The 26,682-nt window shown below is 36.1% G+C and carries 22 protein-coding genes; 11 read left to right on the forward strand and 11 right to left on the reverse strand.

Annotated features, from left to right (window positions below):
* Positions 1-23: 23 nt before the first annotated feature.
* The 8 genes from LB449_RS01500 to mscL all read left to right on the forward strand — a co-directional run bounded on the left by LB449_RS01500 (position 24) and on the right by mscL (position 12,728).
* Positions 24-3,479 (forward strand): hypothetical protein, encoded by a 3,456-nt coding sequence (locus LB449_RS01500; RefSeq protein WP_224453302.1) that lies wholly within the window; start codon positions 24-26, stop codon positions 3,477-3,479.
* A gap of 7 nt (positions 3,480-3,486) precedes the next feature.
* Entirely contained in the window at positions 3,487-4,770 is a 1,284-nt protein-coding gene (locus LB449_RS01505) for a glycosyl hydrolase family 17 protein (RefSeq protein ID WP_224453303.1), read from the forward strand.
* 23 nt (positions 4,771-4,793) lie between these two features.
* The gene (locus LB449_RS01510; protein WP_224453304.1) at positions 4,794-6,287 is read left to right on the forward strand and encodes a glycoside hydrolase family 30 protein; all 1,494 of its coding nucleotides are present in this window, start codon (positions 4,794-4,796) and stop codon (positions 6,285-6,287) included.
* Between the two features lie 11 nt (positions 6,288-6,298).
* The gene (locus LB449_RS01515) at positions 6,299-8,791 is read left to right on the forward strand and encodes an MFS transporter (protein WP_224453305.1); all 2,493 of its coding nucleotides are present in this window, start codon (positions 6,299-6,301) and stop codon (positions 8,789-8,791) included.
* Positions 8,792-8,794: 3 nt separating this feature from the next.
* Positions 8,795-9,721, forward strand: a complete 927-nt coding sequence (locus LB449_RS01520) for a glycoside hydrolase family 17 protein (RefSeq protein WP_224453306.1) — start codon at positions 8,795-8,797, stop codon at positions 9,719-9,721.
* Between the two features lie 95 nt (positions 9,722-9,816).
* On the forward strand, positions 9,817-11,208 hold the full coding sequence (locus LB449_RS01525; protein ID WP_224453307.1) for a T9SS type A sorting domain-containing protein: 1,392 nt from the start codon (positions 9,817-9,819) through the stop codon (positions 11,206-11,208).
* 69 nt (positions 11,209-11,277) lie between these two features.
* Positions 11,278-12,273, forward strand: coding sequence for a LacI family DNA-binding transcriptional regulator (locus LB449_RS01530; protein WP_224453308.1), 996 nt, complete (start codon positions 11,278-11,280; stop codon positions 12,271-12,273).
* Between the two features lie 29 nt (positions 12,274-12,302).
* Complete coding sequence (mscL, locus tag LB449_RS01535; protein WP_224453309.1) at positions 12,303-12,728, forward strand: large-conductance mechanosensitive channel protein MscL; 426 nt, start codon at positions 12,303-12,305, stop codon at positions 12,726-12,728.
* Here mscL and LB449_RS01540 read toward each other — a convergent pair.
* Positions 12,725-15,427: a carboxypeptidase-like regulatory domain-containing protein gene (locus LB449_RS01540; RefSeq protein WP_224453310.1), complete on the reverse strand. Its 2,703-nt coding sequence runs from the start codon at positions 15,425-15,427 to the stop codon at positions 12,725-12,727. The two genes, mscL and LB449_RS01540, sit on opposite strands and share 4 nt — an antisense overlap.
* Before the next feature lie 7 nt (positions 15,428-15,434).
* The gene (locus LB449_RS01545) at positions 15,435-16,211 is read right to left on the reverse strand and encodes a GLPGLI family protein (protein ID WP_224453311.1); all 777 of its coding nucleotides are present in this window, start codon (positions 16,209-16,211) and stop codon (positions 15,435-15,437) included.
* 300 nt (positions 16,212-16,511) lie between these two features.
* Between LB449_RS01545 and LB449_RS01550 the strand changes: the two genes are divergently transcribed.
* From LB449_RS01550 to LB449_RS01560, 3 genes are read left to right on the forward strand one after another with little or no spacing between them, the layout of a single operon-like run.
* Entirely contained in the window at positions 16,512-18,314 is a 1,803-nt protein-coding gene (locus tag LB449_RS01550; protein ID WP_224453312.1) for a GNAT family N-acyltransferase, read from the forward strand.
* Between the two features lie 4 nt (positions 18,315-18,318).
* A complete protein-coding gene (locus LB449_RS01555; protein ID WP_224453313.1) occupies positions 18,319-18,714 on the forward strand; it encodes an HIT family protein in 396 nt (131 codons plus the stop codon).
* Positions 18,715-19,182, forward strand: a complete 468-nt coding sequence (locus LB449_RS01560) for a CYTH domain-containing protein (RefSeq protein ID WP_224453314.1) — start codon at positions 18,715-18,717, stop codon at positions 19,180-19,182.
* A 16-nt stretch (positions 19,183-19,198) separates the two neighbouring features.
* Here the strand turns inward: LB449_RS01560 and LB449_RS01565 are convergent, their stop codons facing one another.
* The 9 genes from LB449_RS01565 to LB449_RS01605 all read right to left on the reverse strand — a co-directional run bounded on the left by LB449_RS01565 (position 19,199) and on the right by LB449_RS01605 (position 26,681).
* Entirely contained in the window at positions 19,199-20,128 is a 930-nt protein-coding gene (locus LB449_RS01565; protein WP_224453315.1) for a class I SAM-dependent methyltransferase, read from the reverse strand.
* A gap of 190 nt (positions 20,129-20,318) precedes the next feature.
* Positions 20,319-20,726 carry a hypothetical protein gene (locus LB449_RS01570; protein WP_224453316.1) on the reverse strand — a complete coding sequence of 136 codons (408 nt, stop codon included), beginning with the start codon at positions 20,724-20,726 and terminating at the stop codon, positions 20,319-20,321.
* A 17-nt stretch (positions 20,727-20,743) separates the two neighbouring features.
* On the reverse strand, positions 20,744-21,637 hold the full coding sequence (locus LB449_RS01575) for a mechanosensitive ion channel family protein (RefSeq protein ID WP_224453317.1): 894 nt from the start codon (positions 21,635-21,637) through the stop codon (positions 20,744-20,746).
* Positions 21,638-21,710: 73 nt separating this feature from the next.
* Positions 21,711-22,262, reverse strand: a complete 552-nt coding sequence (locus tag LB449_RS01580) for a hypothetical protein (protein ID WP_224453318.1) — start codon at positions 22,260-22,262, stop codon at positions 21,711-21,713.
* A gap of 65 nt (positions 22,263-22,327) precedes the next feature.
* Complete coding sequence (locus LB449_RS01585; protein ID WP_224453319.1) at positions 22,328-22,987, reverse strand: hypothetical protein; 660 nt, start codon at positions 22,985-22,987, stop codon at positions 22,328-22,330.
* Positions 22,988-22,990: 3 nt separating this feature from the next.
* A complete protein-coding gene (locus tag LB449_RS01590; RefSeq protein WP_224453320.1) occupies positions 22,991-24,433 on the reverse strand; it encodes an OmpA family protein in 1,443 nt (480 codons plus the stop codon).
* The gene (locus LB449_RS01595; RefSeq protein WP_224453321.1) at positions 24,412-25,578 is read right to left on the reverse strand and encodes a serpin family protein; all 1,167 of its coding nucleotides are present in this window, start codon (positions 25,576-25,578) and stop codon (positions 24,412-24,414) included. The genes LB449_RS01590 and LB449_RS01595 overlap by 22 nt, the downstream gene beginning before the upstream one ends.
* Positions 25,579-25,671: 93 nt before the next feature.
* Positions 25,672-25,893 carry a lipopolysaccharide assembly protein LapA domain-containing protein gene (locus LB449_RS01600; RefSeq protein WP_224453322.1) on the reverse strand — a complete coding sequence of 74 codons (222 nt, stop codon included), beginning with the start codon at positions 25,891-25,893 and terminating at the stop codon, positions 25,672-25,674.
* 404 nt (positions 25,894-26,297) lie between these two features.
* Positions 26,298-26,681, reverse strand: a complete 384-nt coding sequence (locus LB449_RS01605; RefSeq protein WP_224453323.1) for a TraR/DksA family transcriptional regulator — start codon at positions 26,679-26,681, stop codon at positions 26,298-26,300.
* Position 26,682 lies beyond the last annotated feature (1 nt).

Raw genomic sequence — 26,682 nt, forward strand, 5'->3', positions numbered from 1 at the left:
TAAGTAGAACCAATTAATAAAGAATGATTCAAGAAGACAACAAGACTCAACAATCAACTAAAGAAAGTGCATTGGAACAAGTGAGATTAAATGGTGAGAAGTTCTTAAAAATCACCAATAATGATTCACTACGCCCATTTTTTATGAGTATAGTAAGCGATTCCAACCACTGGATGTTTATATCGAGTAATGGAGGACTTACAGCAGGACGACGTAATGCAGATTTTGCACTTTTCCCATATTACACAGATGATAAAATTACTGAATCTGCCCATTACACTGGTAGTAAGACCATTTTCAAGGTACATAGTAATGCTGGCTTTCAGATATGGGAGCCCTTCTCCAACAGGTTTTTAGAGCAATATCAGATTACAAGACATTTGTACAAAAATATCTATGGTAATAAACTGATGTTTGAAGAAATCAACCATAGTTTAAACTTGAGCTTTACCTATAGGTGGTCTTCGAGCGATAAGTATGGTTTTGTAAAAACTTCTGAAGTGATCAACCATAATCCATCTTCCGTCAAAATTGAAGTTTTAGATGGTCTTCAAAATGTATTGCCTGCTGGCGTAGTCAGCGATTTACAAAATCAGAGCAGCAATCTTGTTGATGCGTATAAACGTAACGAGCTCGACCAAAACACGGGCTTAGGTATTTTTGCCCTAAGTGCTGTACCAGTAGACAAAGCTGAACCCAGTGAAGCCTTAAAAGCAAATGTAGTTTGGCAATTGGGTCTCGAACAACCATCCTATCTGTTGTCCTCTCTACAGCTTGAAAAATTTAGAACTGGACAGGACATTCACCAAGAAACTGATGTCAAAGCTGAAAAAGGCGCTTATTTTGTTCACAAAACCCTTCAGCTAGAGCCTGATGAGAAAAAGACATGGCTTATTGTCGCCGATGTCAATTATAATCATGCTTCAGTGGTTAAACTTCAACAGGATTTACACCATGAAAATCTTTTCGACACCATTAAAGAGGATATTTTAGCGGGTACCGAAAAATTGATTCGACTCAATGCTGCAGCTGATGGACTCCAACGTTCTAATGATAACTTAAGAGACATTCGTCATTATGCCAATACCATGTTTAATATTATGCGTGGTGGAATCTTTGATAATAATTACCAAATAGAAGGATGGGACTTTAGAGATTATTTGTCTAAAGCCAATGAGCCTCTAGCTAAAAAACTGGAATCCAAGTTAAAAGCTTTACCAGTGGAATTTCCTTTAAGCCAATTGAAAGCACTTGCACATTCTATTAATAATGAAGATCTTACAAGGCTTTGTACAGAGTATTTACCATTGAAATTTAGCCGTAGACACGGGGATCCGAGTCGACCTTGGAATCAATTCTCCATTAATACCAAAGATGAACAAGGCCATAAAATTTTAAATTACGAAGGTAATTGGCGTGATATTTTTCAGAATTGGGAAAGTCTCGCACATTCCTACCCGGAGTTTATCGAAAGCATGATCTATAAATTCCTGAACGCAACTACATTTGATGGGTATAACCCTTATCGGGTAACCAAAGATGGCTTCGATTGGGAAACTATAGAACCAGACGACCCATGGTCTTATATTGGTTATTGGGGAGATCATCAGATCATTTATTTGTTGAAATTTTTAGAGTTTTATGAAGATTATCAGCCTCAAAGCTTAGCCAAGCTATTTAAAAAATCTGAATTCGTTTATGCGAATGTTCCCTACAGAATTAAATCTTACCAGGATATTTTAAACGATCCAAAGGATACCATAGATTTTGACCATAAGGCGGATTCAAAAATCAGAGATAAACGTGAAAAAATTGGAGCAGATGGGGCTTTACTTCAAACCAAAAGAGGTAAAATAATCCACGTCAATTTCGTTGAAAAGATATTAGCAACAACTTTGGCTAAGCTATCCAACTTTATTCCAGAAGCTGGTATTTGGATGAACACCCAACGTCCGGAATGGAACGATGCTAACAATGCTTTAGTAGGAAACGGTGTGTCTATGGTAACACTATCCTATTTGAGACGATTTTTAGATTTCTTCAAAACGATTTTTGAAAATGCTGAGGCCGATGAAGTTTATTCAATTTCAGAAGAATTGGCACAGCTTTTTACAAAAATGAAAAATACCTTCATTACTCATTATGATCTTACAAAATCTGGTTTTAATGATGCTCAGCGTAAAGTTATTTTAGATGAATTAGGTGAGGCTGCCAGTCATTACCGAACTCAGGTGTATTCCAAAGGATTTTCAGGAGATAAAACTGAGCTTTCTGTGAAAGAAATTATAGGATTTATTAAAACAAGTATAGATTATTTAGAGCATTCTATCCAAGCCAATAAGCGAACTGACAATTTATACCATGCCTATAATTTAATGACAGTTGAAGACGATAAAGTCTCTGTCGATTATCTTTCAGAAATGCTTGAAGGTCAAGTGGCTGTTTTAAGTTCAGGTTACTTAGATTCAGCTCAGTCTTTGAAATTGCTGGACGCTTTAAAGCAAAGTGACTTATTTAGACCAGACCAATTTAGTTATTTGCTTTACCCATTCAAAAACTTAAAAGGCTTTTTGGAACGTAATCATGTTCCTGAAGCTTCAGTAAAATCTTCTGAATTGCTTCAAAAATTAGTTGAAGATGGCGACAGACGAATTATTGAAAAAGACATTAAAAGTCAGTATCACTTCAATGGTAATTTCAATAACGCTAAGAAGTTAAAACAAGCATTGCTTACACTTAAAGGTGAAGCAGCTTACTCAGGTTTAGTTGAAAAAGAATTGAATTTGATTCTGAAAATTTACGAAGAGGTCTTCAATCATAAATCTTTCACGGGACGTTCGGGAACATTTTACGGCTATGAAGGTTTAGGCTCCATCTATTGGCATATGGTTTCAAAACTGCAATTGGCGGTTCTAGAAACTTGTTTAGATGCTATAAATCATGAAGCATCGGCAGAAGTAGTTGGCCGTTTACTGGAGCATTACTATGAAATCAACGAAGGTATTGGCGTACATAAATCTCCAAAACTTTATGGTGCTTTTTCCACAGATCCATACTCACATACCCCTATCGGGAAAGGCGCACAACAACCCGGTATGACAGGTCAGGTGAAAGAAGATATTCTAAGCCGCTTTGGTGAATTGGGTGTTCAGGTCAAAAAGGGAAGACTCCAGTTTCAACCCTATCTCCTAAGAAAAACTGAGTTTTTGGATGAAGTGCATGTTTTTAGATATGTGGATTTAAATAATGATAAGCATAAAATGGACTTACATCCTGGTTCATTAGGATTTACCTTTTGTCAGGTGCCAATTGTTTATATCATGTCTGCCGAAAGCAAAATAAAAATCGAAATGAGCGATGGTTCATCTGAAACCACTAATGGCCTTGGGCTTTCTAAGGCAATTAGCCACGATATTTTCCAAAGATCTGGTCAGGTGAAATTGATCACAGTTTACGTAGAAACCTCCATTTTAAAATAAATAAGTCATGAAGTCAGCTATACAAAGCTTTTTAGCTTTAAGTTTAGTTCTACTGGCTTCTTGCCAACAATCTCAAAAAGAGCCTGAATCAATGCAAAAAGATAAAAATTTAACTGCAAAAGAGATTTTCAATAAACCAGAATACCTAGCCATTTCTTATGGGGGTTACCGTGAAAATACTCGAAATATACAACCTGAGATAAGTGAACTTAAGGAAGACTTAAGGATTTTACACGCAATGGACATTAAGGTATTAAGAACTTACAATGTTCGTTTACCCCATGCAGCCAACGTTCTTCAGGCCATTAAGGAACTTAAAAAAGAACATCCCGATTTTGAAATGTATGTCATGCTAGGTGCATGGATAGATTGTAAAAATGCGTGGACCGAGTTACCACTCAACCATAACGAAGAAAGTGTGCATAATGCAACTGAAATCGAAAGAGCTGTAGAACTGGCCAATCAATTTCCGGATATTGTAAAAATTATTGCTGTAGGAAATGAAGCTATGGTGAAATGGGCGGAAGCTTACTACGTTCAACCTCACATTATTTTAAAATGGGTCAAACATCTTCAGGCTCTTAAGGAGGAAGGTAATCTCAATAAAGATCTCTGGATTACAAGTTCAGATAACTTTGCGTCTTGGGGAGGTGGTGAAAGTGAATACCATACTCCAGAACTGGAAGAGCTTATTAAAAGTGTAGATTACCTCTCTATCCACACGTACCCGATGCACGACACACATTACAATCCGGTATTTTGGGGAACTTTACATAAGGAAAGTGAGCTAAGCAATACCGAAAAGATTGATAAAGCGATGAATCGTGCCTTGAGTTATGCAATTTCACAATATGACAGTGTTGCCAGCTATATGAAAACTTTGGGGGTAAACAAACCTATTCATATTGGAGAAACAGGCTGGGCAAGCTTCTCAAATGGGCATTATGGTCCTGAAGGATCTAAAGCTACAGATGAATACAAACAAGCATTGTATTATGATAAAATGCGGGAATGGGCCACCAAAAACAAAATAAAGTGCTTTTATTTTCAAGCATTTGATGAGCCATGGAAAGATGCGCAAAACCCAAGAGGATCAGAGAATTATTTTGGCATATTTACCGTAGAAGGCAAAGCCAAATATGTGCTCTGGGATACAGTAGATGAGAGTGTTTTTGAAGGATTGGAAAGAGGTGACCAACCCATTATTAAAACCTATGATGGTAAAATCGAGGACTTACTCTTAGATGTTAGTATGCCTCCGGTTAAAAAAGAAATTAATGTGAACCATTAGTTGAATGATTAAAAATCCATATTATGAAGTCTTTAAAATTTTCATCAATCGTCTTAATAACACTTATGATCGCTAGTTCTTGTGCTGAGAAGACTGAAGTTTCAGAAGTTGAAGTTTTTGAAACTTCCAGAAGTGGAAATCAATTATCAAAAATAGAAACGTTTAGTCAGGCTAAATCCACTTCAAAAATCAGCTTGAATCCTAAAAAAACCTTTCAGACTTTTACTGGTTTTGGAGGCTCTTTTACAGAAGCTTCTGCTTCATTACTGAATCGTTTGAGTAAAGAAAATCGAGAAAAAATCATCGATGCTTATTTTGCAGATTCTGGAGCACGTTATTCTTTAACCAGAACTCATATGAATTCCTGCGATTTTTCTTTGAGTCAATATTCTTATGCCCCTATTGAAGGCGATACGCTTTTAAAAAGTTTTAGCATAGAGGAAGATAAAGAAGATTTGATCCCTATGATTAAAGATGCAATGAGCGCTTCAAAAGATGGCTTCAAAATCATTTCTTCACCGTGGACAGCACCGCCTTGGATGAAAGATAACAACAAATGGGTTGGAGGGAAGTTAAAGCCAGAATATTATGACACCTGGGCACTTTTCTTTTCCAAATATGCAGATGCTTACAAAGCTGAAGGTATTGATATTTGGGGGTTTACCGTCGAAAATGAGCCTTTAGGAAATGATAGCAACTGGGAGAGTATGCACTTCTCGCCCAAAGAAATGACAGATTTTGTAGTTAATCATCTTGGTCCTCAGCTGGAACAAGACGGCAAAAGTGATCTAGTAATTTTGGGTTACGATCAAAATAGAGAACATCTAGATGAATGGGTTGACGAAATGTACAGAGATGAAACGTCTAGAAAATATTTCGATGGTACTGCTGTACACTGGTACGCTAGCACTTACAAAATATTTGAAGATCAATTAAAATATGCTAAAAATAAAGCACCAGATAAATTCTTAATTGAAACCGAGGGTTGCATTGACGCTGAGGTACCTGTTTGGCAAGATGATGACTGGTACTGGCAAAAAGAAGCGACTGACTGGGGTTACGATTGGGCTAGTGAGGAGAATAAACACCTTCATCCCAAATATAGACCAGTGTATAGATATGCGCGTGATATTATAGGTTGCATGAACAACGAAGTAGATGGCTGGATAGATTGGAATATGGTTCTGGATCGCCAAGGTGGACCGAATTGGTTTGAAAACTGGTGTATAGCGCCGGTGATTGTCGATCCAGATCAGGATGAGGTGTATTTCACACCTCTGTATTACACCATGTCTCACTTTAGTAGATATATAAGACCTGGAGCCAAACGTATCGCTTTTGAATCGACGGATGCTAATCTACAAGTCAGTGCTGCCACCAACCCAGACGGCAGCCATGTAGTGATTGTATTTAATCCTTCAGAAGAAGAAAAGGTATTTGATCTTAATTTGAATGATGTTTCCAGAGCTATTTCTATAAGCTCCCAAGCTATTCAAACAATAACTATCGCTAATTAAATTGAGATTGTATGTCTGAAATAAAAACACCAGAAGAAGATAAAGTTCCAGTAGGTCAAAAGGCAGCTTTTGGTGCAGGTCATTTTGTTTTAAACCTGTTACCGGGAGTCCTAGGGGTCTATTTGCAGGTATTCATCCTTACGGCTTTTGGAATGGACCCAGTTTGGGCCGGACTTTTAGGTGGCTTGCCTAGAATTTTTGATGCGCTTACAGACCCAGTTATGGGGTTTATTTCTGATAATACAAAATCAAGATACGGAAGACGAAGACCTTATATTTTTTCAGGTGCAATTATAAGTGGAATACTATTCATTTTAATGTGGCAATTGGATGAAAATGCATCAATGACCTATAATTTTTGGTATGTGATGATTTTGCAAATCTTATTCCTGGTAGGGAATACAATGTTTGCTACACCACTTGTTGGCTTAGGCTATGAAATGTCTCCAGACTATAATGAAAGGACTCGTTTAATGAGTCTTGCCAATTCTATGGGTCAAATAGCATGGATTATAGTGCCTTGGCTTTATGTGATTATCCCAGATGTTAACACCTTTGATAATCCAGCAGAGGGCGTTAGAACCATGGCCTTTATAGTAGGTGGAGTCTGTATAGTTTTTGGAATATTACCTGCTCTTTTCTGTAAAGGTGTTGATGCTGGTGATATGGAAGATAGGGAAAGAATCAATTTGAAAACATTGGGATCTAACCTAAGAGAATTATACAAAGGAATTGTTCAAGTTTCCAAGAACAAACCTTTTATGAAGCTTTGTGGAGCTACTTTTTTAGTTTTTAATGGCTTTCAGTTAGTAGCAGCCTTTTCTGTGTTTATAATTGTGTTTTATATGTTTCAAGGAAGCTGGGAAGTGGCAGGTACTTGGCCTGCCTGGTTTAATTCACTTAATGCAGTAATTACGGCCTTGATTGTTATTCCTATAGTTTCTAAAATGGCAACCAAAATTGGAAAACGAAAGGCTTTTCTCATTGCCACATTTTTATCTATTGTAGGGTACATTCTAAAATGGTGGGGGTTTGATGTTGAACTGAATGAGCAATTTAATGAAACCTCACTTGGCGAAGGGATGACAAGCGCTCTAGGTTCCGTTTTTAATTCCCTTAATCCTTATCTGGAAAGCATTGGCGCGAGCTGGTTTACTATTGATGTAGAAAACGGAGTGCCTTGGTTAATCTTCTTACCAATTCCTTTTTTTGCATTTGGAATGGGTGGTCTGTTCACTTTAATGATGTCCATGACAGCAGATGTTTGCGATTTGGACGAACTTGAAAATGGCTTGCCCCGTAAAGAAGGAACCTTTGGAGCTATCTACTGGTGGATGGTTAAAGTTGGCCAGGCTTTGGCGATCATACTAAGTGGTGTTATTCTTAAAATTGTTGGCTTTGACCAGAATATCACAGATCAAACTGTGGAGACTATGACCAACCTAAGGATTGCAGACATCATCGTTCCGGCTTCCACGGCAGCCCTAGCTTTTATTGTGATGTGGAAATATGACCTTGATGAGAAACGAGTGAGAGAAATAGGTTCAGAACTCAAGAAAAGAAAAGCCTTGCCAAAAAGAATAAGTTCTTCTCACCATGGTCAAAGCCTTCTTTCTTTGACTTCTTCTAAACTTGCTCCCGATGAAAAATACGATATTGATTTTTCATCAAAATCGATGAAAGAAATACAAGGGCTTTTTTCAACTATGCTCAATAAAGGAATGCATGGATTATGTTTCAGTCCATATGAAGAAGGGCAGGATATTAACGATGAATTATCCGAAGATCAAATCAGGCGACGTATTGAAATTGTTAAACCATATACAAGTTGGTTAAGATCTTTTTCATGCACAGGAGGTAATGAGCACATTCCCAAAATTGCACATCAAAACGGTTTAAAATCTATGGTTGGAGCATGGATTAGCGAAGATAAATCTCAGAATAGAAAGGAGCTTGACGAATTGATAAAATTAGGAAAAGCTGGTCATGTTGACATCGCCGTAGTAGGTAATGAAGTATTGCTTCGTAAAGAACTTTCCGAAGCAGAACTCGTAGAATACATCCAGGAGGTTAAAACTGCATTGCCAAATATTCCTGTCGGGTATGTAGACGCTTATTCCGTCTTCTATGAACGACCTTCACTTATTGATGCCTGCGATGTGATTTTGATCAATTGCTATCCTTTCTGGGAAGGTACTGAGATCGAAATTTCTACAGCCTATTTACGTGAAATGTATTCTTTAGTAGAAACTAAGGCTAAAGGCAAACCAGTCATCATTGCTGAGACTGGCTGGCCAAGTCGAGGGGAGGCAACTGAAAAAGCAGTGCCAACTCAAATTAATGCAATGAAGTATTTCATCAATGTGAATAATTGGGCAAATCAAAAACAGATAAAATCATTTTATTTCTCATCGTTTGATGAATCCTGGAAAACACGCCACGAAGGTGATGTCGGGCAACGTTGGGGAATATGGGATAAAAAAGAAGAATTAAAATTTAAGTAAATTATGTCATACAGAGAAGAACAGGTAATAACTAAACAGCAAGAACAATTTTTAGCTTCCATGCAAAATATAGATTTTGTACCGGAAGTTCCCGTTGAAGAATTACAAGATTTATTCGACTCCATCATGAAAGAGGGTTTTCATGGAATTTGCTTCAGTATGTATGAAGATGGTCAAAAGCCAGGAGATCATATCACAGAAGAGCAGGTGCGTCGTCGCATGACTATTTTAAAACCACACATTAAGTGGGTTCGCTCGTTCTCGTGTATTGAGGGTAATGAATTTGTTCCAAAAGTTGCGAAGGAATTGGGTATTAAAACTTTGGTTGGAGCCTGGATAAGTGACGATAAGGAAAAAAACAGAGAAGAGTTGGAGGCACTCATAGAAATGGCAAATAATGGGCTTGTAGATATCGCCGCAGTTGGTAATGAGGTTTTATACAGAGATGATATTCCTCTTGAAGAATTAAAGGAACATATCCAGGAAGTTAAGGACTCTATTCCATCAGGTATTCCTGTTGGCTACGTGGACGCCTATTATGAATTCTCCATACACCCCGATTTAACAGACATGTGCGATGTTATTTTATCTAATTGTTATCCGTTTTGGGAGAAATGTCATCATGACTATGCATTAACGCATATGCAGCAAATGTTTGGCCAGGCCATGAATGCTGGAAGGGGTAAAAAAGTAATTATTACCGAAACAGGTTGGCCAAGTAAAGGCGAAAGCCTAGGCGGCGCAGAACCGTCTTATGAAAATGCGCTTAAATATTTCATTAACACACAGTTGTGGTGTAAAAAAGCAGGGATTGAAAGTTTCTATTTTTCATCTTTTGACGAGTCCTGGAAGGTTGGAGCAGAGGGAGTCGTTGGCGCCTACTGGGGTTTGTGGGATAAAGACGAAAAAATAAAGTATGCAAGCAAGTAGTACATGTATAGTTTTTGTATAGGTCTATTTAACACTATCGCGTTGTAGTAATGGGTATATTTATTGAATAATTATTAATTCTTAAATTTTTAAACATGAAAAAAATTACAATTTTTTTAATGATGTTGCTTATGGTAACATTTGGATTTTCTCAGCAAGAAGTCATACAAGATTTTGAAGATGGAGGTCTTGGAGCTACATTTGGAGATGGAGCTCTAGCAGCGCTTGTTCCTGACCCTGAAACTGGAGGGACTAGAGGTCAAGTCGCACAGTTAACTTCTAGCTCAACTGGTATTTTTTTCCAGGGAGTTAATATTTCTTTTTTTGCAGGTATTCAGGTAGACTTAACTACAGATAAAAGCATGGAAATGGATGTATATTCTTTGTCTCCAATTACTATTGCCCCTAAAGTAATTAATGGAGCCGATGGTGCTCCAGATTCAACTACTTCCGCAAGTCATAATGGTAGTGGTTGGGAAACACTTACATTTACTTTCAATGATGGTTTTGACGGCACAGTTACTGCGAATGGAATTTATTCTGCTTTTGTGATTTATTTTAATTGGGATTCGAATATTGATAATTTTGGAGATCCACAAGATAGAGTTTTTTATGTTGATAATATTTCAGGGATTTCTTTTGTGGATACTTGTAGCAATGGTGTACAAGATGGTGATGAGACTGGAGTAGATTGTGGTGGATCATGTGGTCCATGCCCTCCTTCAATTACAGCACCAACGCCACCAGCTAGATCAGCTGAAGATGTATTTTCTGTTTACAGTAATGCTTACACAGGAGAGCCGTCAGACTTAGGTGCTTTTGGTGGTGGATCTTTGCAAACTTTTGACATCGATGGTAATGATTTTATTCGTTTGTCTGGTGCGCCAGGAGCTAATTTACAGTGGTTTTTTGGAATTCCTAGTGGTGTAGATTTAAGCAGCTTCACGCATTACCATATGGATTTCTATTTTGAAGGTGATGTACCTGGAGAAGGGGCTATTTTTCAAACTATAATTCAAGGTTTTGATGAAAATTCTAATTTTACTGGAAATACACTTCATAATGTAACTCCCACGGAAACAGGTGCATGGTTGTCGTTAGATATACCAATATCAACATTCAACGGCGGTACTAGTGTAAGAACTAATATTGGACAGATGCAACTAGCAATGGCAGGTCCGGCATTTGGACCGACATATGTAGACAATGTTTATTTTCACAAAAACACTACATTAAGTAATAACACATTCAGCAAAGCTGAATTTAAAGTGTATCCTAATCCTTCTAAAGGAGATTGGAACATCAGAACAACTGAGACTATTAAAAGTATTCAAGTCTATAATATTACAGGACGTTTAGTAAGAGAGGTAAATGTAAATGCTTCAGAAGCTGTTATAAACACGTTGGGTTTATCTAGCGGAGTGTATTTAGCTAAAGTTTCGAATGAGTTAGATCAAACGAAAACTATAAAATTAATAAAAGAATAAATTCAATAAATTAGCCAAAAAGCGTATGTTTGATTTCATCGAGCATACGCTTTTTTTATTATTTTCAATATGATAACTTTAAAAGAACTTGCCAAACAGCTTAATGTTTCTGTCTCTACAGTCTCAAAAGCACTCCATGATGCTAAAGATATTGGTGAGGAAACCAAAAAGAGAATCAAAGAAGCGGCAGAACTTTATAACTACAGACCCAATAAAACTGCACTCGCACTCAAGGTAAATAAAACCAATACCATAGGTGTTGTTGTCCCAGATATCCTAAATCCTTTTTTTGCGAAAGTCCTTCACGGTATAGAAGAATATGCAACCATTAAAGGATATGATACGATTATCTGCGTAAGTCATGAGCAGCTTAAGAAAGAAGTGAAAAGCGTAGAATTAATGCTCCAAGGAAGAGTGGATGGCTTTATAATTTCACTTTCTACAGAAACCCTTTCTAAACAAGATTTTCTTCACTTGGACCAAATCAGTCTCAATAAAAAGAACTTGGTCTTATTCGATAGAACAACGTCTGAAATCGACTGCGATAAAGTAGTTATCAACGATCAAAAGTCTATTTATGATGCTACAAGAATTTTGATTTCAAAACACAAAACCAAAATTGCCTTTGTGAGCTCTATTGAAAATTTACCTATTGGTTTACTAAGAAAAGGCGGCTACCAAAAAGCACTAGTAGATCATGGTTTGGAGCCAGATCCAAATTTAGAACTGGACCTTACAGGATCTTCACAACCACATAGTCTGATCAAATCTTTTCTTTCATTGCATGATTTTGACGCTGTCATTTCAGCAGATAATACATCATCTCTTATGTTTCAAAGCATCGTTCAATCAGAACAACCAGAGCTGATGAATAAAATCATGTTGATAGGATTTTCTGACGAAAAGAATGCTTTACTGAGTTATCCTAAAATCAATTACATCGACCAGAAAGCCATGAAGATTGGTGAAAAGGCTGCTGAACTGCTCATCAAGCGTATTGAGTCCAAAGAAATTGATGCCAAGCCGGTAACTTTTGAAATGCCTTTTGAAATTCATATTTCCTAAAACTGATTTTTAGCTCAAACTCATTTAAAATGAAAATCTTAAAAGAATTCAAAGAATTTGCCATTAAAGGCAACATGTTCGACATGGCTATTGGTATCATCATTGGTGCAGCATTTAGCAAAATAGTGACCTCCTTGGTAAATGACCTCATTATGCCTTTGCTCGGCGTGGTATTAGGTAATATCAATTTTAAAGAATTGAGTGTTGTCTTGAAAGAAGAAGTCATTCAGGACGAAATTTTGATTCAGCCCGCTTTAAAGCTAACTTATGGTAACTTTATTCAAACCTCTATAGATTTTTTGATCATTGCGCTTTGCATTTTTCTTGTGATTAAAGGTTTTAACCGACTCAGAACCAAAGCTCAGGATGAAACCAATCCTGTTGTCTCAACCCCAAAAGATATTCAGCTTTTAGCTGAGATTCGGGATTTATTGAAAGAAAAAAACAAGTCTTAGAATTTAAAGTTGGCATTAAGCATTATAATCCGCGGTAATAACCTATAACTAGTTGTACTTGTAGAAATATCACTTATAGAGAAGTTGGTAAAGGTTTCCGTATTGAATAGGTTTTTTGCACTTAACCCGAAATTTAGTTGTTTATTTTTTGTGGTGTACATGGCTGAAAAGTCTGAAAAGTAATACGTATTCTTGTCAGAATTCAGATTTCCGAAGTAATAACGCTCTGTATTTAAGGTCATATTCAACCGGTCTGAAAAGACATAACTCAAATCCAAAAAGGAAAAATTATCAGTATTGCTAAACTTGTTGCTGAAATTACTTTGAGTGGTTTTGACTTCTGAAGTCCTAAATTCAGTTCCCAAATGATAATTAACACCCGACAAAAAACCAGACCTTAACTCGAGTCCGTACACAAAACTTTGGTTGTTGATTTCCCTGGCTCCTGAGGCATTGACAAAGTTGATAAAATCGGTTTGACTATAATTGAGTTTTAGTTTTAAGTTGGAAGAGATGGATTTGAGATACCTGTCTACAGTTGTACTTACCGAAAGTAACTCCTGATCTTCAATCAAAACTTGTTCACTAATCTGATAATCTTGTTGAATAATGGAACGGGTAGTGAAAAAATCGTGATTCTTAGAATAATTGACGGTAGCATTAGCAAAAAACTTATCTCCAAAATTCCCTAATCTGTACATCAACAAATAATTGCTGGCGTTAAGCTGTGTTGGCTCACCAAAACCCTGGCTAAATCCTCTGAAATTTGTCAATATATTGTTTTCATACACTTCTATGATCGAAGTATTATTGGTAGAGTAGGTATAACTTCCCAGTAAACTATTGTCATCATTGAATTTCCATCGAGCGCCCAATTGGGGTTGAATGTAAAATAAATCCTGTTGCTGTTTGACTTCATTGCTGTTTTGCAATGTATTCAGTAATTGATGAGCTTCTAAATTCCCGGTAATATTTAATTGGTCCCCAACTTTATAAAGGTATTTTCCTTTAGCATAAATATCGGTGACTCTGTATTCAGTGAGGTTTTGAAATCCGTCGGGCCTTAAACGGTTGTCATTTTCTTCTGTGAGCTCAAAAACAGAATTTAGTCTGTCTTGGCGATGAGTGGCTCCTATCACGCCTTCAATTAAGTCTTTATTGGCTTTGCGGTTTTTGTATTCAGCCTCTGTGCCCAAAAAGTCCATGGTGTTTTGACTGGATTGATTGACTTGTTCAACATTACCTGCGTCTGGGAAAAGCTCTTCAAACAAAAACTGATTGTTCCTGTAGGCTTGAGGACTTTTATCGTTAATGTATCTGCCGCTCAATAAGAATACTTCCTTTTCATTCAGTTTATGAGTGTAAAGCAATTTTTGATCAATTTGTTGATTATCATCCTGAAGATTCTCTATGGTGGAATTTGTATTAAAAATCAAGTTACTTCTAGAACTGATATCACTATTATTGAAGCTTCCTGTATACTCTAGCATTTTAGAATCCGATATGTCGTAGGTATAATCGATTTTACCAAAACCCAGGAATTTTGTTTTATTCATGGAAAAATCTTCCACATTGGTAAAGCTATCATCATCAAGAACAAATTGAGTGGTAGTATTTCTAAAAAATTCATTCTCATCCCAGTTAAAAAAGCCAAGCGTTCGAATTTTCATGTTGTCATTAAGATTATGAATCGCATTTAAGGACACCAAGCGGGCGTTATTAAAATTGGTTCGCTCTCGCTTGAGTTGAGGGACATCCGTATAAAGACTCAGTAATGAGGACGCACGTTCACCATCGCCAACACTGCCAGGCTGATTAAAACGCATAGGGCGTATCATTTGGCTGACGTCTCCTACGGCATCCACGCCTATATTATTAGAATTCCCAAGAAAATAGTATTTATTTTTTTTACCAAAAGACATCAGGTTCACTCGGTTTTTATGGTAAAATTGATCGAAGCCACCTGCGCCTAGATCTGCATTACCAAACCACTGTTGCTTATAGTCGTCTTTAAGCTGGATGTTCATGGCGACACGGTCGCTTTCTTCAATGCCTTTTAGTAGTTTATTGAGGGAATAATTATCGTAAATTTCAATTTTATCCACGGCATCTGCAGTCATGTTTTTACTTAAGACTTTGTAGCCTTTTTCGAACAAATCATCTCCATCTACCATAAGGCGTTCGATTTCACGATCCCCAACTTTTATGGTGCCATCACTTTCTACATTAACACCGGGGAGGTTTTTAAGCAAATCTTCCACTACCACCTCGGTCCCTCGCCGAAAGCTATCGGCGTCAAACACTATGGTGTCTTTCTTTACAGTGATGGGACGATCACCTTGAATAGTTACGTTTTCAAGGAGCATTTCTTCTTCGAGCAAAACGGCATTTACTTCTATAGAGTTCTGGCTCTTCAGGGTAATTTTAACCTCTTTTTTGGCATAGCCTAAGGAAGCAAAAACAACCTGAAACTCTCCTGTTCGGTCTGTTTTGAGGTTATAACTTCCATCCTGCTGACTTGAGGTGTACGCTAGAATTCGTGGACTATCTAAAGGTTGAAGCAGCACATTAGCATAACTAATGGGGTTCCCAATACTATCTTTTACTTTTCCAGTGATTTCGGTTTGGGAATAACAAAACATTCCTAACCAAAGGGATAGGAATGTGAAAATGTAATTTAGGTTGTTTTGTTTTTTCAAGTTTGGGCTAATTTTCTTCCCATTCAAATTCTCTTTCCAGTTCTTGCTCCCTATGCCTTACAGTTTTAAAACTAGTACCTCTTCCACCTAACTTAGTATTTCTTATTCTAGATTTTTCATTTCGTAATTTGTCGGAAAGCTCAAGTCCTTCTCGGTAAGTCATTCCTTCTGCATCTTCACTAATTGTAGGCTTAAGAGCATCTTCAGTAAATTCTGCATTAAGATTAATCTTCCTAACTGACCAGGTGTATTTTTGTTCTTGATCATACATTTTGAGTATTAATCCTGGCAGTCCTTTTAGCTTCCAAGGGCCAAAACTGATGGGGATTGCAGGAGCAAACCAAGCGGTAAAAGTTCTCCCTCTAAAATTGGTCAAAGCCTTTACCACCTGATAATTCCCTATACTATCAATTTCATCCTTAATCTCCCAATTATAGTCTAAACCTGTATCATAAACAATAAAATCTGATTTAGGGTTTTTGACAGATTTTATAACATCATTAGTCGAAGCCTTATAAAACCAAACGTTATTATAGTCAGAAGGTTCTTCTATGATTGTTATACTACCATCATTATTTAAGCTAGCGCCATACTCATTTCCATCATTTATTTGAGATTTAGAATGGATTTGTTTAGCTCGCTCATTGTTAGCGTACAAAACTATACTTTTAGATTTTTCAATATTTGAAGTTGGGGAAGTGTGTGAGTATTCAGCTACAATAGCATTTTGACTGAATGTCAAAAACGGTAAAATGATTAAAAGATGAGATAAAATTGATTTCATAATTTAGCGATTGTATATTTAAATAAACTGATATATAGGGGTAAAACTACGAAGAGATTTTTATAATCTTTTACGGTTCGACCGTACTTATATCAACATAAAATTAGTTTTAATATTTATTCGTTCATTTTTTCAAATGTCGATTTTCATCAAATCTATTTTTCTATCTGATTCATATTCAACAAAAGAGAAAACCACACAAAAACTATTCAATACCATAATGCATTATTCATGTTCTATCTCAATCATTCCTAAACAAAATCTTAAACTTTAGTATATTTACGTCAAACTAAAATATCTATGGGATTCATAACCGCTGCTGAAATCGCCACCGGGCTCAACTTGTCAAAGTTTGGGATTCTGGGGAATGTCATGGGCAACTTCATCATGCAAACGACGAGAATTTCAGAGCTGAATGCCATCTATGATCAATATGCTCATTTGGAAGGTGTCGAGTTTATAGATGCGGTGCTATTGCATCTGGATGTGCAGTTTGAAATCCCCGAAAAGGACCTAAAACGTATCCCTAAAACAGGTCCGTTTGTAACGGTGTCCAACCACCCGCTAGGAGCTGTTGATGGTTTAATTTTACTCAAGTTGATGCTGGAGCAGCGTCCAGACTATAAAGTCGTGGCCAACTTTCTTTTGCATCGGCTCGTGCCGTTTAAGCCTTATGTTATGCCCGTGAATCCTTTTGAAACCCATAAAGAGGCAAAATCTAGTGTGGCTGGCATTAAACAGGCGTTAACGCATATCAAGTCCGAAAGTCCTTTTGGGTTGTTTCCGGCAGGCGAAGTTTCTACCCATATGGAAGGAAGAAAAGTTGTAGACAAACCCTGGTCCAATGAAGCTATTCGGCTCATCAAAAAAGTCAAGGTTCCTGTGATTCCGGTATATTTTCACGCTCGGAATTCAGCTTCTTTTTATCGCTTAGCCAAGCTCAACGATAGCTTAAGGACGGCTAAATTACCAGGGGAAATGCTGAAGCAAAGCCATAGACCCATTCGTGTAAGAATTGGAAATTCTATTTCTGTTCAGGATCAAAGTGCCTTTGAAGATCTTACGGAATACTCCAATTTTTTAAGACGTAAAACCTACTTTTTGGCGAACTCCTTTGAGAAGAAAAATTTGTTGGAGAACTTCCCTAAACAAATTAAATTTCCCTTGAAGCGTCCACCAAAGTCTATTGCTGAAGAAATGACGACTGAAGCACTGGAGAAAGAAGTGCAAGCTTGCAGAGATGATTCCCGACGGCTTTTGGTCAGTAATAATTATGAGGTCTTTATTTCTGAACGGAAACATATTCCCAAGATTGTTATGGAGTTGGGACGGTTGAGGGAAATCACCTTTAGGCAAGTGGGCGAGGGCACCAATAAATCTCTGGATCTGGATAAATATGATAATTACTATCAGCACATGTTTTTGTGGGACAACCAGTGTAAAAAAATAGCGGGAGCCTACAGAATGGGTCTGGGTCAGGACATTTATAAAAACCACGGTATAGATGGGTTTTATTTGAATGAACTCTTTCGCTTTGAGCCTGAATTGCAAAAGATGTTGAGTGAGTCTATAGAAATGGGTCGCGCGTTTATTACTGCAGAATATCAACAAAAACCTATGCCCTTGTTCTTACTCTGGAAAGGCATAGTGCATTGCACGTTGAGGTTTCCAGAACATAAATACTTGATTGGTGGGGTAAGCATAAGCAACAAGTTTTCCAATTTCTCAAAATCCATGATGATTGAGTTTATGAAATCCAATTATTATGATCCCTATGTGGCACAATACGTTAGGCCTAAGAAGGAATTTAAAGTCAAACTCAAGGACGCCGATAAGGATTTTGTTTTTGATTCTACTCAAGCCAATTTGAATAAGTTTGATAAAATCATTGAAGAAATAGAACCTGGCAACTTAAGATTACCCGTATTGATTAAAAAATACATTAAACAAAATGCAAAAGTGGTAGCCTTTAATGTGGACCCGCTTTTTAATAATTCAGTTGACGGCCTCATGTATATTCGTATCGAAGATATTCCTGAAAGCACAGTGAAGCCAGTCATGGAAGAATTTCAGGCAGAATTGGAAAAACAAAATAAAATTTAATACTATGTCAACTATATTTTCAAAAATTATTTCAGGTGAAATCCCTTCTTATAAAGTCGCAGAAACGGAAGATTTTCTTGCTTTTTTAGATATTAATCCTAATTCTAAAGGGCATACGCTTTGCATTCCCAAAAAAGAAGTCAATAAGATTTACGACTTGGACGACAAAACATATTTGGACCTTATGTTATTTTCTAAAAAGGTAGCCCATGCCCTAGAAGCTACAATCGATTGTAAGCGAGTAGGTATGGCTGTAGTTGGCCTGGAAGTGCCTCACGTTCATGTGCACTTGATCCCTTTGCAAACAATGGATGATATACGTTTTGAGAAGAAAGATTCTTTTACAGAAGAAGAATTCAAAGAAATTGCTAGATCTATCAGTGAAAACGTAAAGTTATAGATGCAGGAAATTGAACGTAAATTCTTAGTAAATTCTAATGCTTATAAAAGTGAAGCATCTAAAAGTAAACGAATTTCTCAGGGTTTTTTGAATTCGCATAAAGAGAGGACTGTAAGAGTTAGAATTATTGATGACAAAGGTTTTATAACCATCAAAGGTAAAAGTTCTGAATCCGGGCTTTCAAGATTCGAATGGGAAACTGAAATCCCTTACGAAGAAGCCAAAACTCTTTTAAAACTTTGTGAGCCCGGACGAATAGAAAAGACACGGTACTACATCAACGTGGGTCAACATATTTTTGAAGTTGATGAGTTTTATGGAGATAACCAAGGTCTTATTGTGGCAGAAATAGAATTAGCTAACGAAGACGAGGCCTTCGAAAAACCAAATTGGTTGGGTCAGGAAGTGACAGGAGAGGTGAAGTACTACAACTCCATGCTTTCAACTCATCCTTATCAAAGTTGGTAGTTATATTACCGACTCTCTATTCCGGACTTGCAATAACCGTCATAATGCCCAAAGACAGCTTTCTTTGTAAAAGCTTTTTTGGCATAAAACCAATCATATCTGCGACAAAAGGTACGATTTCATCTTCCATACTTTTATCCCATGCAATACCTTTTTCTTCCATTTTACTCATCCAGTGTAGTAGGTAAGGATCCATGGTCCCATAATTAAACAGGTGTTCTATTTTCCACCCATTTTTATTGAGCAAAAGGTCAATATTTTTTGGAGAAAAAAGTGAAGTATGTCGAGGTGTATGCCATCCAGCCCAGTCTTTACCGAATTTTTTCCTGCTAGACGAATCAAAATTGGGGACTTCGATGATGAGCTTTGTAGTAGATTTTGAAATCGATTTTAAATAGTTGAGATGATCTGAAGGTGTATAATCATGTTCCAGATAATGCCACATGGTAATAACGTCTGGTTTGAGGCTTTTAGGCAAATCATTTACCTGACCTATGCGTAAATCAAGACCCTCATATTCGCTTTCCTGGTTTTTCCATCCTTCGTTTGAAAAATCAATTCCAAGGGCCTTACAGCTTGTTTTTTCTTTGCACATTTTCAAGAAGCTGGGCTTTCCACAACCAATGTCGAGGACAAGAGAAGCTGGGTTCAATTCGTGAACTTGTTGTACACGTTTTAATTTTCTGAGGTCTAGTTTTTTAAAACTATTCTCGACTAATTTTCCGAATTTTCCCCAGGCTTCAGACCCCCGGTAGGGGAGATAAAATTTGGTATAATAATTTTTCAGTTGACTCTCAGGAACTCTTGGATTTAAAAACACAAAGTTGCAATTTCTGCATTGATCAAAATTGAACATCTCTTTGTTAGAGTGCATTTGTGCTGACGTTGAGGTGTAATGATGAATATTCCCTGAATTGCAAACGGGACAATTTTCAATTTTTTGCATGGTTGCAAATTTACACCAAACTAGTTATAAGACATTCTAGACAGTTGATAAAAAACTTCTTAAAGAAATGATTTTTTTCTAAATAATTCCCAATCTAAAAGATTCATAAAAAGATATTTCAATCGGACTTAGATCTGCATAAGTCTTTAGTTTTAGTCTGAATAAACATTTTATTGAATGTGATACTTTTTTATTTCTTCTCTTTATTTAGATTCAACCTTGTAATTTCTATTCCATACGGTAAACAGGTACTTTCTTCATCTTCTGCTGTAATGAATATTTCGACAGGTTGGTATGGGAAAGAGGCTTTGAAAGTTGAAGTTGATTCATTTTTAGGGTTAAAATGACCAGTATTTCTTACCGTCCCTTTTTCTGATACTACCCAGATCACATAAATATTTTTTGGATTTTGGAGTCTTTCTGGTGCCGCTAGATTTTTTGCTTCCAGAGTGACTAGGTAATTTGGGTCATCTTGTTCTTTAATTTCTGCAGTAATATCTGCTCCAGGTGTTACTTTAGAAACAGGGAACTCGAGAGTTTCACTACAGGAACTTAGAATCACCATTAAAAGCATTATGAATTTAAGTTTTGTATTCATTTTATGGGGTTTTGTTTTTAATTAGAATTTTTTATTTCTTCTTTTTTAAAGTCAATTTTTAGCGATTTTGACGAATCGTAATTCTTCAATTCAATAATAGATGCCGGTAAGCTAAAGCCTTCAGATATTAACGCGGTTACTACTTGATCCATCACCTCAGAGCGAACGCTTTCATGAACAGATCGTTTTGTTGATTTATATGTATCTATCCAAAATCTAACTTTCAAATTTATGGTGTTGGTTGCTAGGTCATCAATAGAAATGCTTGGTTTTTTTTCTCCTTTCAAGACACCTTCTACCTTACTAAGCGTTTTTTTGATTATCTCAAAGGCCTTTATTGGGCTGTTCTCATAAGCTATTCCTACGACAAATTCATAGCGTAAGAACCCATCTAGGGTATAATTGAATAATGGATTTTTAATGATGATGGAATTTGGAAGAAACACATCTTTACCATCTGGTGTTTTTACTAAGGTTTCGCGAATACTTATGTCTTTGACGTGTCCTATAATTCCATTTACCTCAATTAAATCATCCAGCCTAAAAGGACTTTTAAAAGCTAGGACGATTCCCGCTAAAAAGTTTTCGCCAATATCTTTAAGCGCAAAACCAATTACAAAAGTCAACAAGCCTGCTCCTGCTAGAACTTTGTTTGTAAATGAATCCAATCCAAGTAAGTAAAGTGCGATTAAGACTACGATAGTTTTTATCGCAAAGCTTATGATTTGTGATATAAAAGTTGCCGTGATGTGGTTTGGAGACTTTTTAACTAAACGCACCCTCACCCTTTGCTCTACGAAATTAGCTATCAAAAATCCTACAATCAGGAAAAGCAAAGTCAAACCTAGGTTGATATAATTCGTCTCAAAATATTGAATTAGATTATCATAAAATACCTCAGACCTATTCATAGAATCAGTTTTTTTAAAGCCAAAATCATTTAATCATTTTAAAACTTCTGAAAATAATTTAGTTTGAAAGATGTTAATTCCTACTTTCTTCCATTTCCTTTTCAAATGCATTTATGCTTTTGTCCAAGGCAGTTTTGAGTTGAATGACTTCAGATTTTAATTCTTCTTTTTTCTCACCACTTGCTTTTTCAAACTCGTTTAGTTTCTTTCTTAACTCTGCTTGGCGTTGAGTCATTTTTTGTTTTTCTTCTAGGTATTTGTCTTGAAGATCATCGCTAAGATTATTGTAATTTCTTTCAGCTTCTTCAGTCTTCACCTCAATGTCACTTCTTAATTCTTCTATTCTGTCACTTAGGTTTTTCCATTTTTCAGCTCCATATTCCTTTGACACTTTCATGACATCATTCATTTCTTTTTGAAGATCTTCGGATGTTGTTTCTCCATCTTTGTTGGATGAATTACAGCCAACCATTAAGGATAAAACGACTAAAATTGTGACAAGCAAATTCAATTTATTGCTCTTGATATTATGCGAGCTTTTAGTAATTGATAAAGTTTCTTCTTTATCAAAATAACGATTTCCCAGATCAGATTCTTTATTTGTTTTGTAATCTTGTTCGTTCATTTTTCAACAATTTATTTGTTGGTATATTTTAAATCTTAAGCTAGCAATTGTTTTATCTAATATTTTTAATCGTCTTCATAGTCTTTGACCTCTACATCATAACTGGAGCCAGCAATATCTTCTTTGCTGATTAAGTATTTGGAAGTCAGAATCTGATACTTATTTTTTTCTTCAGTATTCACAGTCCAAATGAATTTGTGCGCATCTTCAAATTTCTTATTTCCCTCAAGTTGATCTGCAAACAATCGCTTTACCAAGCTGCTATCTTTTAAGCCTCCGGCAATGATTTTAGCCAGTGTTTCTCTATCTTCTCCGATGTCAACTCCATCGTCTTCCAGCACTTCAAACTTAAGTAAAGTCGCTTCAGTATTCGGGAACGTTCCGTTGTAAGCTTTGTATAATAGCTGGTTGATGTTGAACAAATCGTAATGCAAATTCGGTTCAGGATATTCTTCTGCGACTTTATCATTTGTCATTTCGTGAGAAATAGAATGAATTTGACCTTCGTTAAGTTGGTCACTCAACTTGTAGGTCAAAACTATACTGGCAGCTTCATTTGGTTCGAAATCTGAAATTGCCATAAATAGCATCTCTCTCAAATTTTCATCTTTTACATCATCAGCTTCAGGAAAATCAAATTCTTTAAGCAAGGCTGAATAGTCTTCATTCGACCAGTAAGAGTCGAGTTCGTTTAAGGTCTTGGCTTCTAAAACTTTTACTTTCATATCTTATTTTTCAATTTTACTTTGTTCGTTATTTGGTTTGCTGTACACTGTAATTACAACTCTACGTTCTTTTGGGATGATCTTACTTGACGCAAATGCATCTCCAAAATTTTGTACATAAATTTTATTGAGGAGCACAAACTTTGATACAAATTCCTTTAAGTAATCTAGTCTCTTGTCCGTCAAAGCTTTATTGATGCTTTGATTACCAGAAGCATCCGTATAACCCGAAAGCATGACTTTTTCAACCGGTCTGCTTTGAAGAATTTCTTTCAATTCATCCAAAACATTGTTTGCGGGCACTATTTTACCAATTTCATAAAATGTAGTGACACTTACCGAGTCTACCTCTTTCGTTTTATAAACAAGCACTTCATTAATCTTATAAACCGTGTCTGTTTTTCGTTGCAGAAGCTCCTTCTGAGTAAGTCGATTTTTAAGTTGTTCGATCGTATCATTTTGAGAATTTAATTTCTCGTAAAATGCTTCTTCGCTTCTATTTTCTAAAACAATAGTTTCTCTTACCGGTACTTCCTTTTCAACATAAACTGTATCAACCTGTTTGGAGTTAGAAACTACGGTTGGTTGCACGTTAGTTTGTCTTTGAGCTGGTTCATACCTCACGATTTCTCTGTAAGTAGACTCCACTTTTTGATCACTTGTTCTTTCTATCTGTTTCGCAGGAGCTTCGTTTTGGATGTAAATAGGCTCTCTTTTTTCTTGATCATCCTGGCTAGATTCTAAACGCTCAACTCTCTTTTTTAAACCAGTATTTTCAGCCTTGGAATCTTCTTTCCTTTGTGAGCTGTCATCTTGTTTTTCAACATTTTTGTTGATCTCCCTTATCACAAAAACCGTGTCTGTCTTTTGAATTTTATCTTTTTCAGAATTTACTTTAGTTGCATTTATCGAGTCATTTTCAGTGTTGCTTTTTCCTGATATAATCTGAAGTTTCTGAGCTTTGGTCAAAGTAAAGACGCTATCAGGAAGATACCTGGACTTGTCATCTTCATTGATCTGCTTCTGAAATTCTTTGAGCTTCTTATCCTGAGCCTTTAGACTCGTTTTGATTATTGAATCTTTAGCTTGTGAAGCATTTTTACTAATTTCCGATTTTTTACTTCCTTCTGAATCTTTTATCTGGGATTGATTTCTAATTAAAGAAGATTTGTTTTCATAAATAAGTTTCTGTGAATAAGCACTATCAGAAGAAATAATGATAATGTTTTTCCGATCCTGAGGACTTATCACAGAGTCATTTCGCTTCATTTGGGTTTTATCCGTCATTCCCGATTCAACCCTTTCAGTTTCCATAGAAACTTTTAGAGCTGTCTCACTATCGATATATAATCCAGTATAGCTCGTGTTTTTAGTACTGCAGGCAACAATTGAAACGACCAGAGCAACCGAATAAATAAGTGTTTTTATTTTTTTATTCCCATCCATAAATCAAGTTCTAAGGCCAATCCAGCCGTTGGTATAATAGATAATTTTTCCAGATTTTCTGTTCCTTTTTCTCCAAGTATAAGGATGCCAGCGTTAAAACGAACAACTTTAAACATCCTAAAACCAAGGCCAGTGTAGATCGGTAAATCTACTCCTGGAGTCACATATTCTGTACCTTCAGCATCTTCTATTGGTTCGAACAACACTCCGACAGAAAACCCAAATGAATCGAAAATGCGTGACTTCATGGCGAGTTTGCTTTTGTTATTGAAAGGAATGGTTATACCAACTCCAGGGGTAAAATCGATATTATCTACAGATGAATTATCGATATCCACAGATTTACTCCAGGCGTACATTCCTACATTTACAGGTAGCGTAAAGCGTTCCTTGTCTGTTTGTACAGACTTTATATTTACCTTTTTATAATGTTGTACAATATCACTATTGATAAAGGGAGTAAGTTCAGAACTCATCAACTCCACAAGGTGGTCCACCTTTTCCTGTATCAATTCATTGGCTTTCTCGCTTTCTTCATCTCTGGTAGTTTTCTTGAAAAATCTACTGAATTTAAAATCATCCTGATTTTTCAGCTCTTGAAGTACAAGAGACGAAGGTGCTTCAGCCGGAATCATGTTTTTAGATTCATGGTATTTTAAAGATTCTTTTATTAGTTTTTCTAGCTCTTCATAAACGTTTTTAGACTTGTTGACATTTACATTTTTTCCATCATAGTAAATGTTATTCATCAAGAGAAAGCGAATCCTGCTTTCAAGGTTTTCTAGCAATTCCTTTTTTTGAGTGTTCGACATTATCTTGTATGTGATGATTTCAAAATCATATTTTGTATTTGATCTCAAAACTGGCGGAACAATAATGTTGAACGTTTCAGAAGAGTTATTTTCAATTCTATTCCATAGATAAGAATGCAGGATGAAATCTTTATCATCGTAAGAGATGTTGACTTTCACCATTTCTATATCCTTGCCAGCTTCTCCAACTATAGTCAAGGTTTCATCAAATGGTATTCTTGGCGTATTATAAAATGTACCAGATTCAAAATCTATTTTAACGCTTCTCTCCTGTGCGAAACAAGCAGTAACTGAAATGAGAGCTAAAAGCTGCATGAGTAATTTTCTATTCATGTTTATATTTTTTTAATGTGTTTTATAAATTATTAAATGTGAAAACTTATTTTAAAAATCGAGAGGAAATTAATGTGATCAATTAGAACTGATTTACTTTTTCCTTTTCTCTTCGAGAGTTAGTTTCTTCAACATCGAAAAAATCAAACCTCCAGAAATCGCCCCAAGTATATACAATAAAGCACTTGCTGCAGATAATGGAATTTGCAGTTTCCAATTGAAAAATTTTAGATTAACGGTTTCCATGTTTTGAAAGGCAAAAATAATTGCAGCCAAAACTATTATAAGAAGTAAGATGGATTTGAGGGTGCGCATCGTAATTGAGTTTTAGAAAGTGAATTTTATATATTCTGAAACTAAAAATATTTTAGACCATCTCAATTTTTATAAGAAGTTCTAGGAGAAAAAAACCTACATACCTATGATTTTTCAGCCATGTTTAATTGGCTTTTACCTTTATGGTAAAGATACGATAGAAACTTATCATTTTAGATAATTAATTAAGTTTAATCAATAAAGAGTCTTAAAATTATGTTGATGTAATTTTTAAGTTCTGCTTACATTCAGAATTGTAAATTATCGAGCTATGAGTCTCAGAAATTACCTGCTTTCTTTCAACCGAGTTCTCCTTCTTGTCTGTTTTGGTTTGCGACAGGTATATAAACCATAAAAGCACAGAATTAAACTCTGTGCTTTTATGGTTTTAGGACTTTATAGGTTTACTGTTTATTTTTAGCTTCAATGCTTAGTGTTGCATGTGGTACTAAAATCAAACGCTCTTTACGGATTAGTTTTCCAGTTTCACGGCAAATACCATAAGTCTTATTCTCAATACGAATTAAGGCATTTTGAAGATCACGGATAAATTTCCCTTGTCTTATGGCCAATTGAGAATTTGCTTCCTTGCTCAAAGTGTTGCTGCCTTCGTCGAAGGACTTAAAGGTAGGAGCAGTATCTTCAGTATCGTTACTGCTACCGTTTTTATACGCGTCTTCGTAGAGGTTAAGTTGATTTTTAGCTTTTTCAATTTTTTCTAAAATCAACTTTTTAAACTCTGCTAATTCCTTGTCAGAATAGCGCTCTTTATTCTTTTGTTCACTCATT

The sequence above is a fragment of the Psychroflexus lacisalsi genome, from assembly GCF_020164495.1.
GTDB lineage: Bacteria > Bacteroidota > Bacteroidia > Flavobacteriales > Flavobacteriaceae > Psychroflexus > Psychroflexus lacisalsi.

What these genes read in the sequence shown, in the direction of transcription:
- LB449_RS01500 (WP_224453302.1), top strand. Translation starts at nt 24, where the DNA reads ATGATTCAAGAAGACAACAAGACTCAACAATCAACTAAAGAAAGTGCA.
- LB449_RS01505 (WP_224453303.1), top strand. Translation starts at nt 3,487, where the DNA reads ATGAAGTCAGCTATACAAAGCTTTTTAGCTTTAAGTTTAGTTCTACTG.
- LB449_RS01510 (WP_224453304.1), top strand. Translation starts at nt 4,794, where the DNA reads ATGAAGTCTTTAAAATTTTCATCAATCGTCTTAATAACACTTATGATC.
- LB449_RS01515 (WP_224453305.1), top strand. Translation starts at nt 6,299, where the DNA reads ATGTCTGAAATAAAAACACCAGAAGAAGATAAAGTTCCAGTAGGTCAA.
- LB449_RS01520 (WP_224453306.1), top strand. Translation starts at nt 8,795, where the DNA reads ATGTCATACAGAGAAGAACAGGTAATAACTAAACAGCAAGAACAATTT.
- LB449_RS01525 (WP_224453307.1), top strand. Translation starts at nt 9,817, where the DNA reads ATGAAAAAAATTACAATTTTTTTAATGATGTTGCTTATGGTAACATTT.
- LB449_RS01530 (WP_224453308.1), top strand. Translation starts at nt 11,278, where the DNA reads ATGATAACTTTAAAAGAACTTGCCAAACAGCTTAATGTTTCTGTCTCT.
- mscL (WP_224453309.1), top strand. Translation starts at nt 12,303, where the DNA reads ATGAAAATCTTAAAAGAATTCAAAGAATTTGCCATTAAAGGCAACATG.
- LB449_RS01545 (WP_224453311.1), bottom strand. Translation starts at nt 16,211, where the DNA reads ATGAAATCAATTTTATCTCATCTTTTAATCATTTTACCGTTTTTGACA.
- LB449_RS01550 (WP_224453312.1), top strand. Translation starts at nt 16,512, where the DNA reads ATGGGATTCATAACCGCTGCTGAAATCGCCACCGGGCTCAACTTGTCA.
- LB449_RS01555 (WP_224453313.1), top strand. Translation starts at nt 18,319, where the DNA reads ATGTCAACTATATTTTCAAAAATTATTTCAGGTGAAATCCCTTCTTAT.
- LB449_RS01560 (WP_224453314.1), top strand. Translation starts at nt 18,715, where the DNA reads ATGCAGGAAATTGAACGTAAATTCTTAGTAAATTCTAATGCTTATAAA.
- LB449_RS01565 (WP_224453315.1), bottom strand. Translation starts at nt 20,128, where the DNA reads ATGCAAAAAATTGAAAATTGTCCCGTTTGCAATTCAGGGAATATTCAT.
- LB449_RS01570 (WP_224453316.1), bottom strand. Translation starts at nt 20,726, where the DNA reads ATGAATACAAAACTTAAATTCATAATGCTTTTAATGGTGATTCTAAGT.
- LB449_RS01575 (WP_224453317.1), bottom strand. Translation starts at nt 21,637, where the DNA reads ATGAATAGGTCTGAGGTATTTTATGATAATCTAATTCAATATTTTGAG.
- LB449_RS01580 (WP_224453318.1), bottom strand. Translation starts at nt 22,262, where the DNA reads ATGAACGAACAAGATTACAAAACAAATAAAGAATCTGATCTGGGAAAT.
- LB449_RS01585 (WP_224453319.1), bottom strand. Translation starts at nt 22,987, where the DNA reads ATGAAAGTAAAAGTTTTAGAAGCCAAGACCTTAAACGAACTCGACTCT.
- LB449_RS01590 (WP_224453320.1), bottom strand. Translation starts at nt 24,433, where the DNA reads ATGGATGGGAATAAAAAAATAAAAACACTTATTTATTCGGTTGCTCTG.
- LB449_RS01595 (WP_224453321.1), bottom strand. Translation starts at nt 25,578, where the DNA reads ATGAATAGAAAATTACTCATGCAGCTTTTAGCTCTCATTTCAGTTACT.
- LB449_RS01600 (WP_224453322.1), bottom strand. Translation starts at nt 25,893, where the DNA reads ATGCGCACCCTCAAATCCATCTTACTTCTTATAATAGTTTTGGCTGCA.
- LB449_RS01605 (WP_224453323.1), bottom strand. Translation starts at nt 26,681, where the DNA reads ATGAGTGAACAAAAGAATAAAGAGCGCTATTCTGACAAGGAATTAGCA.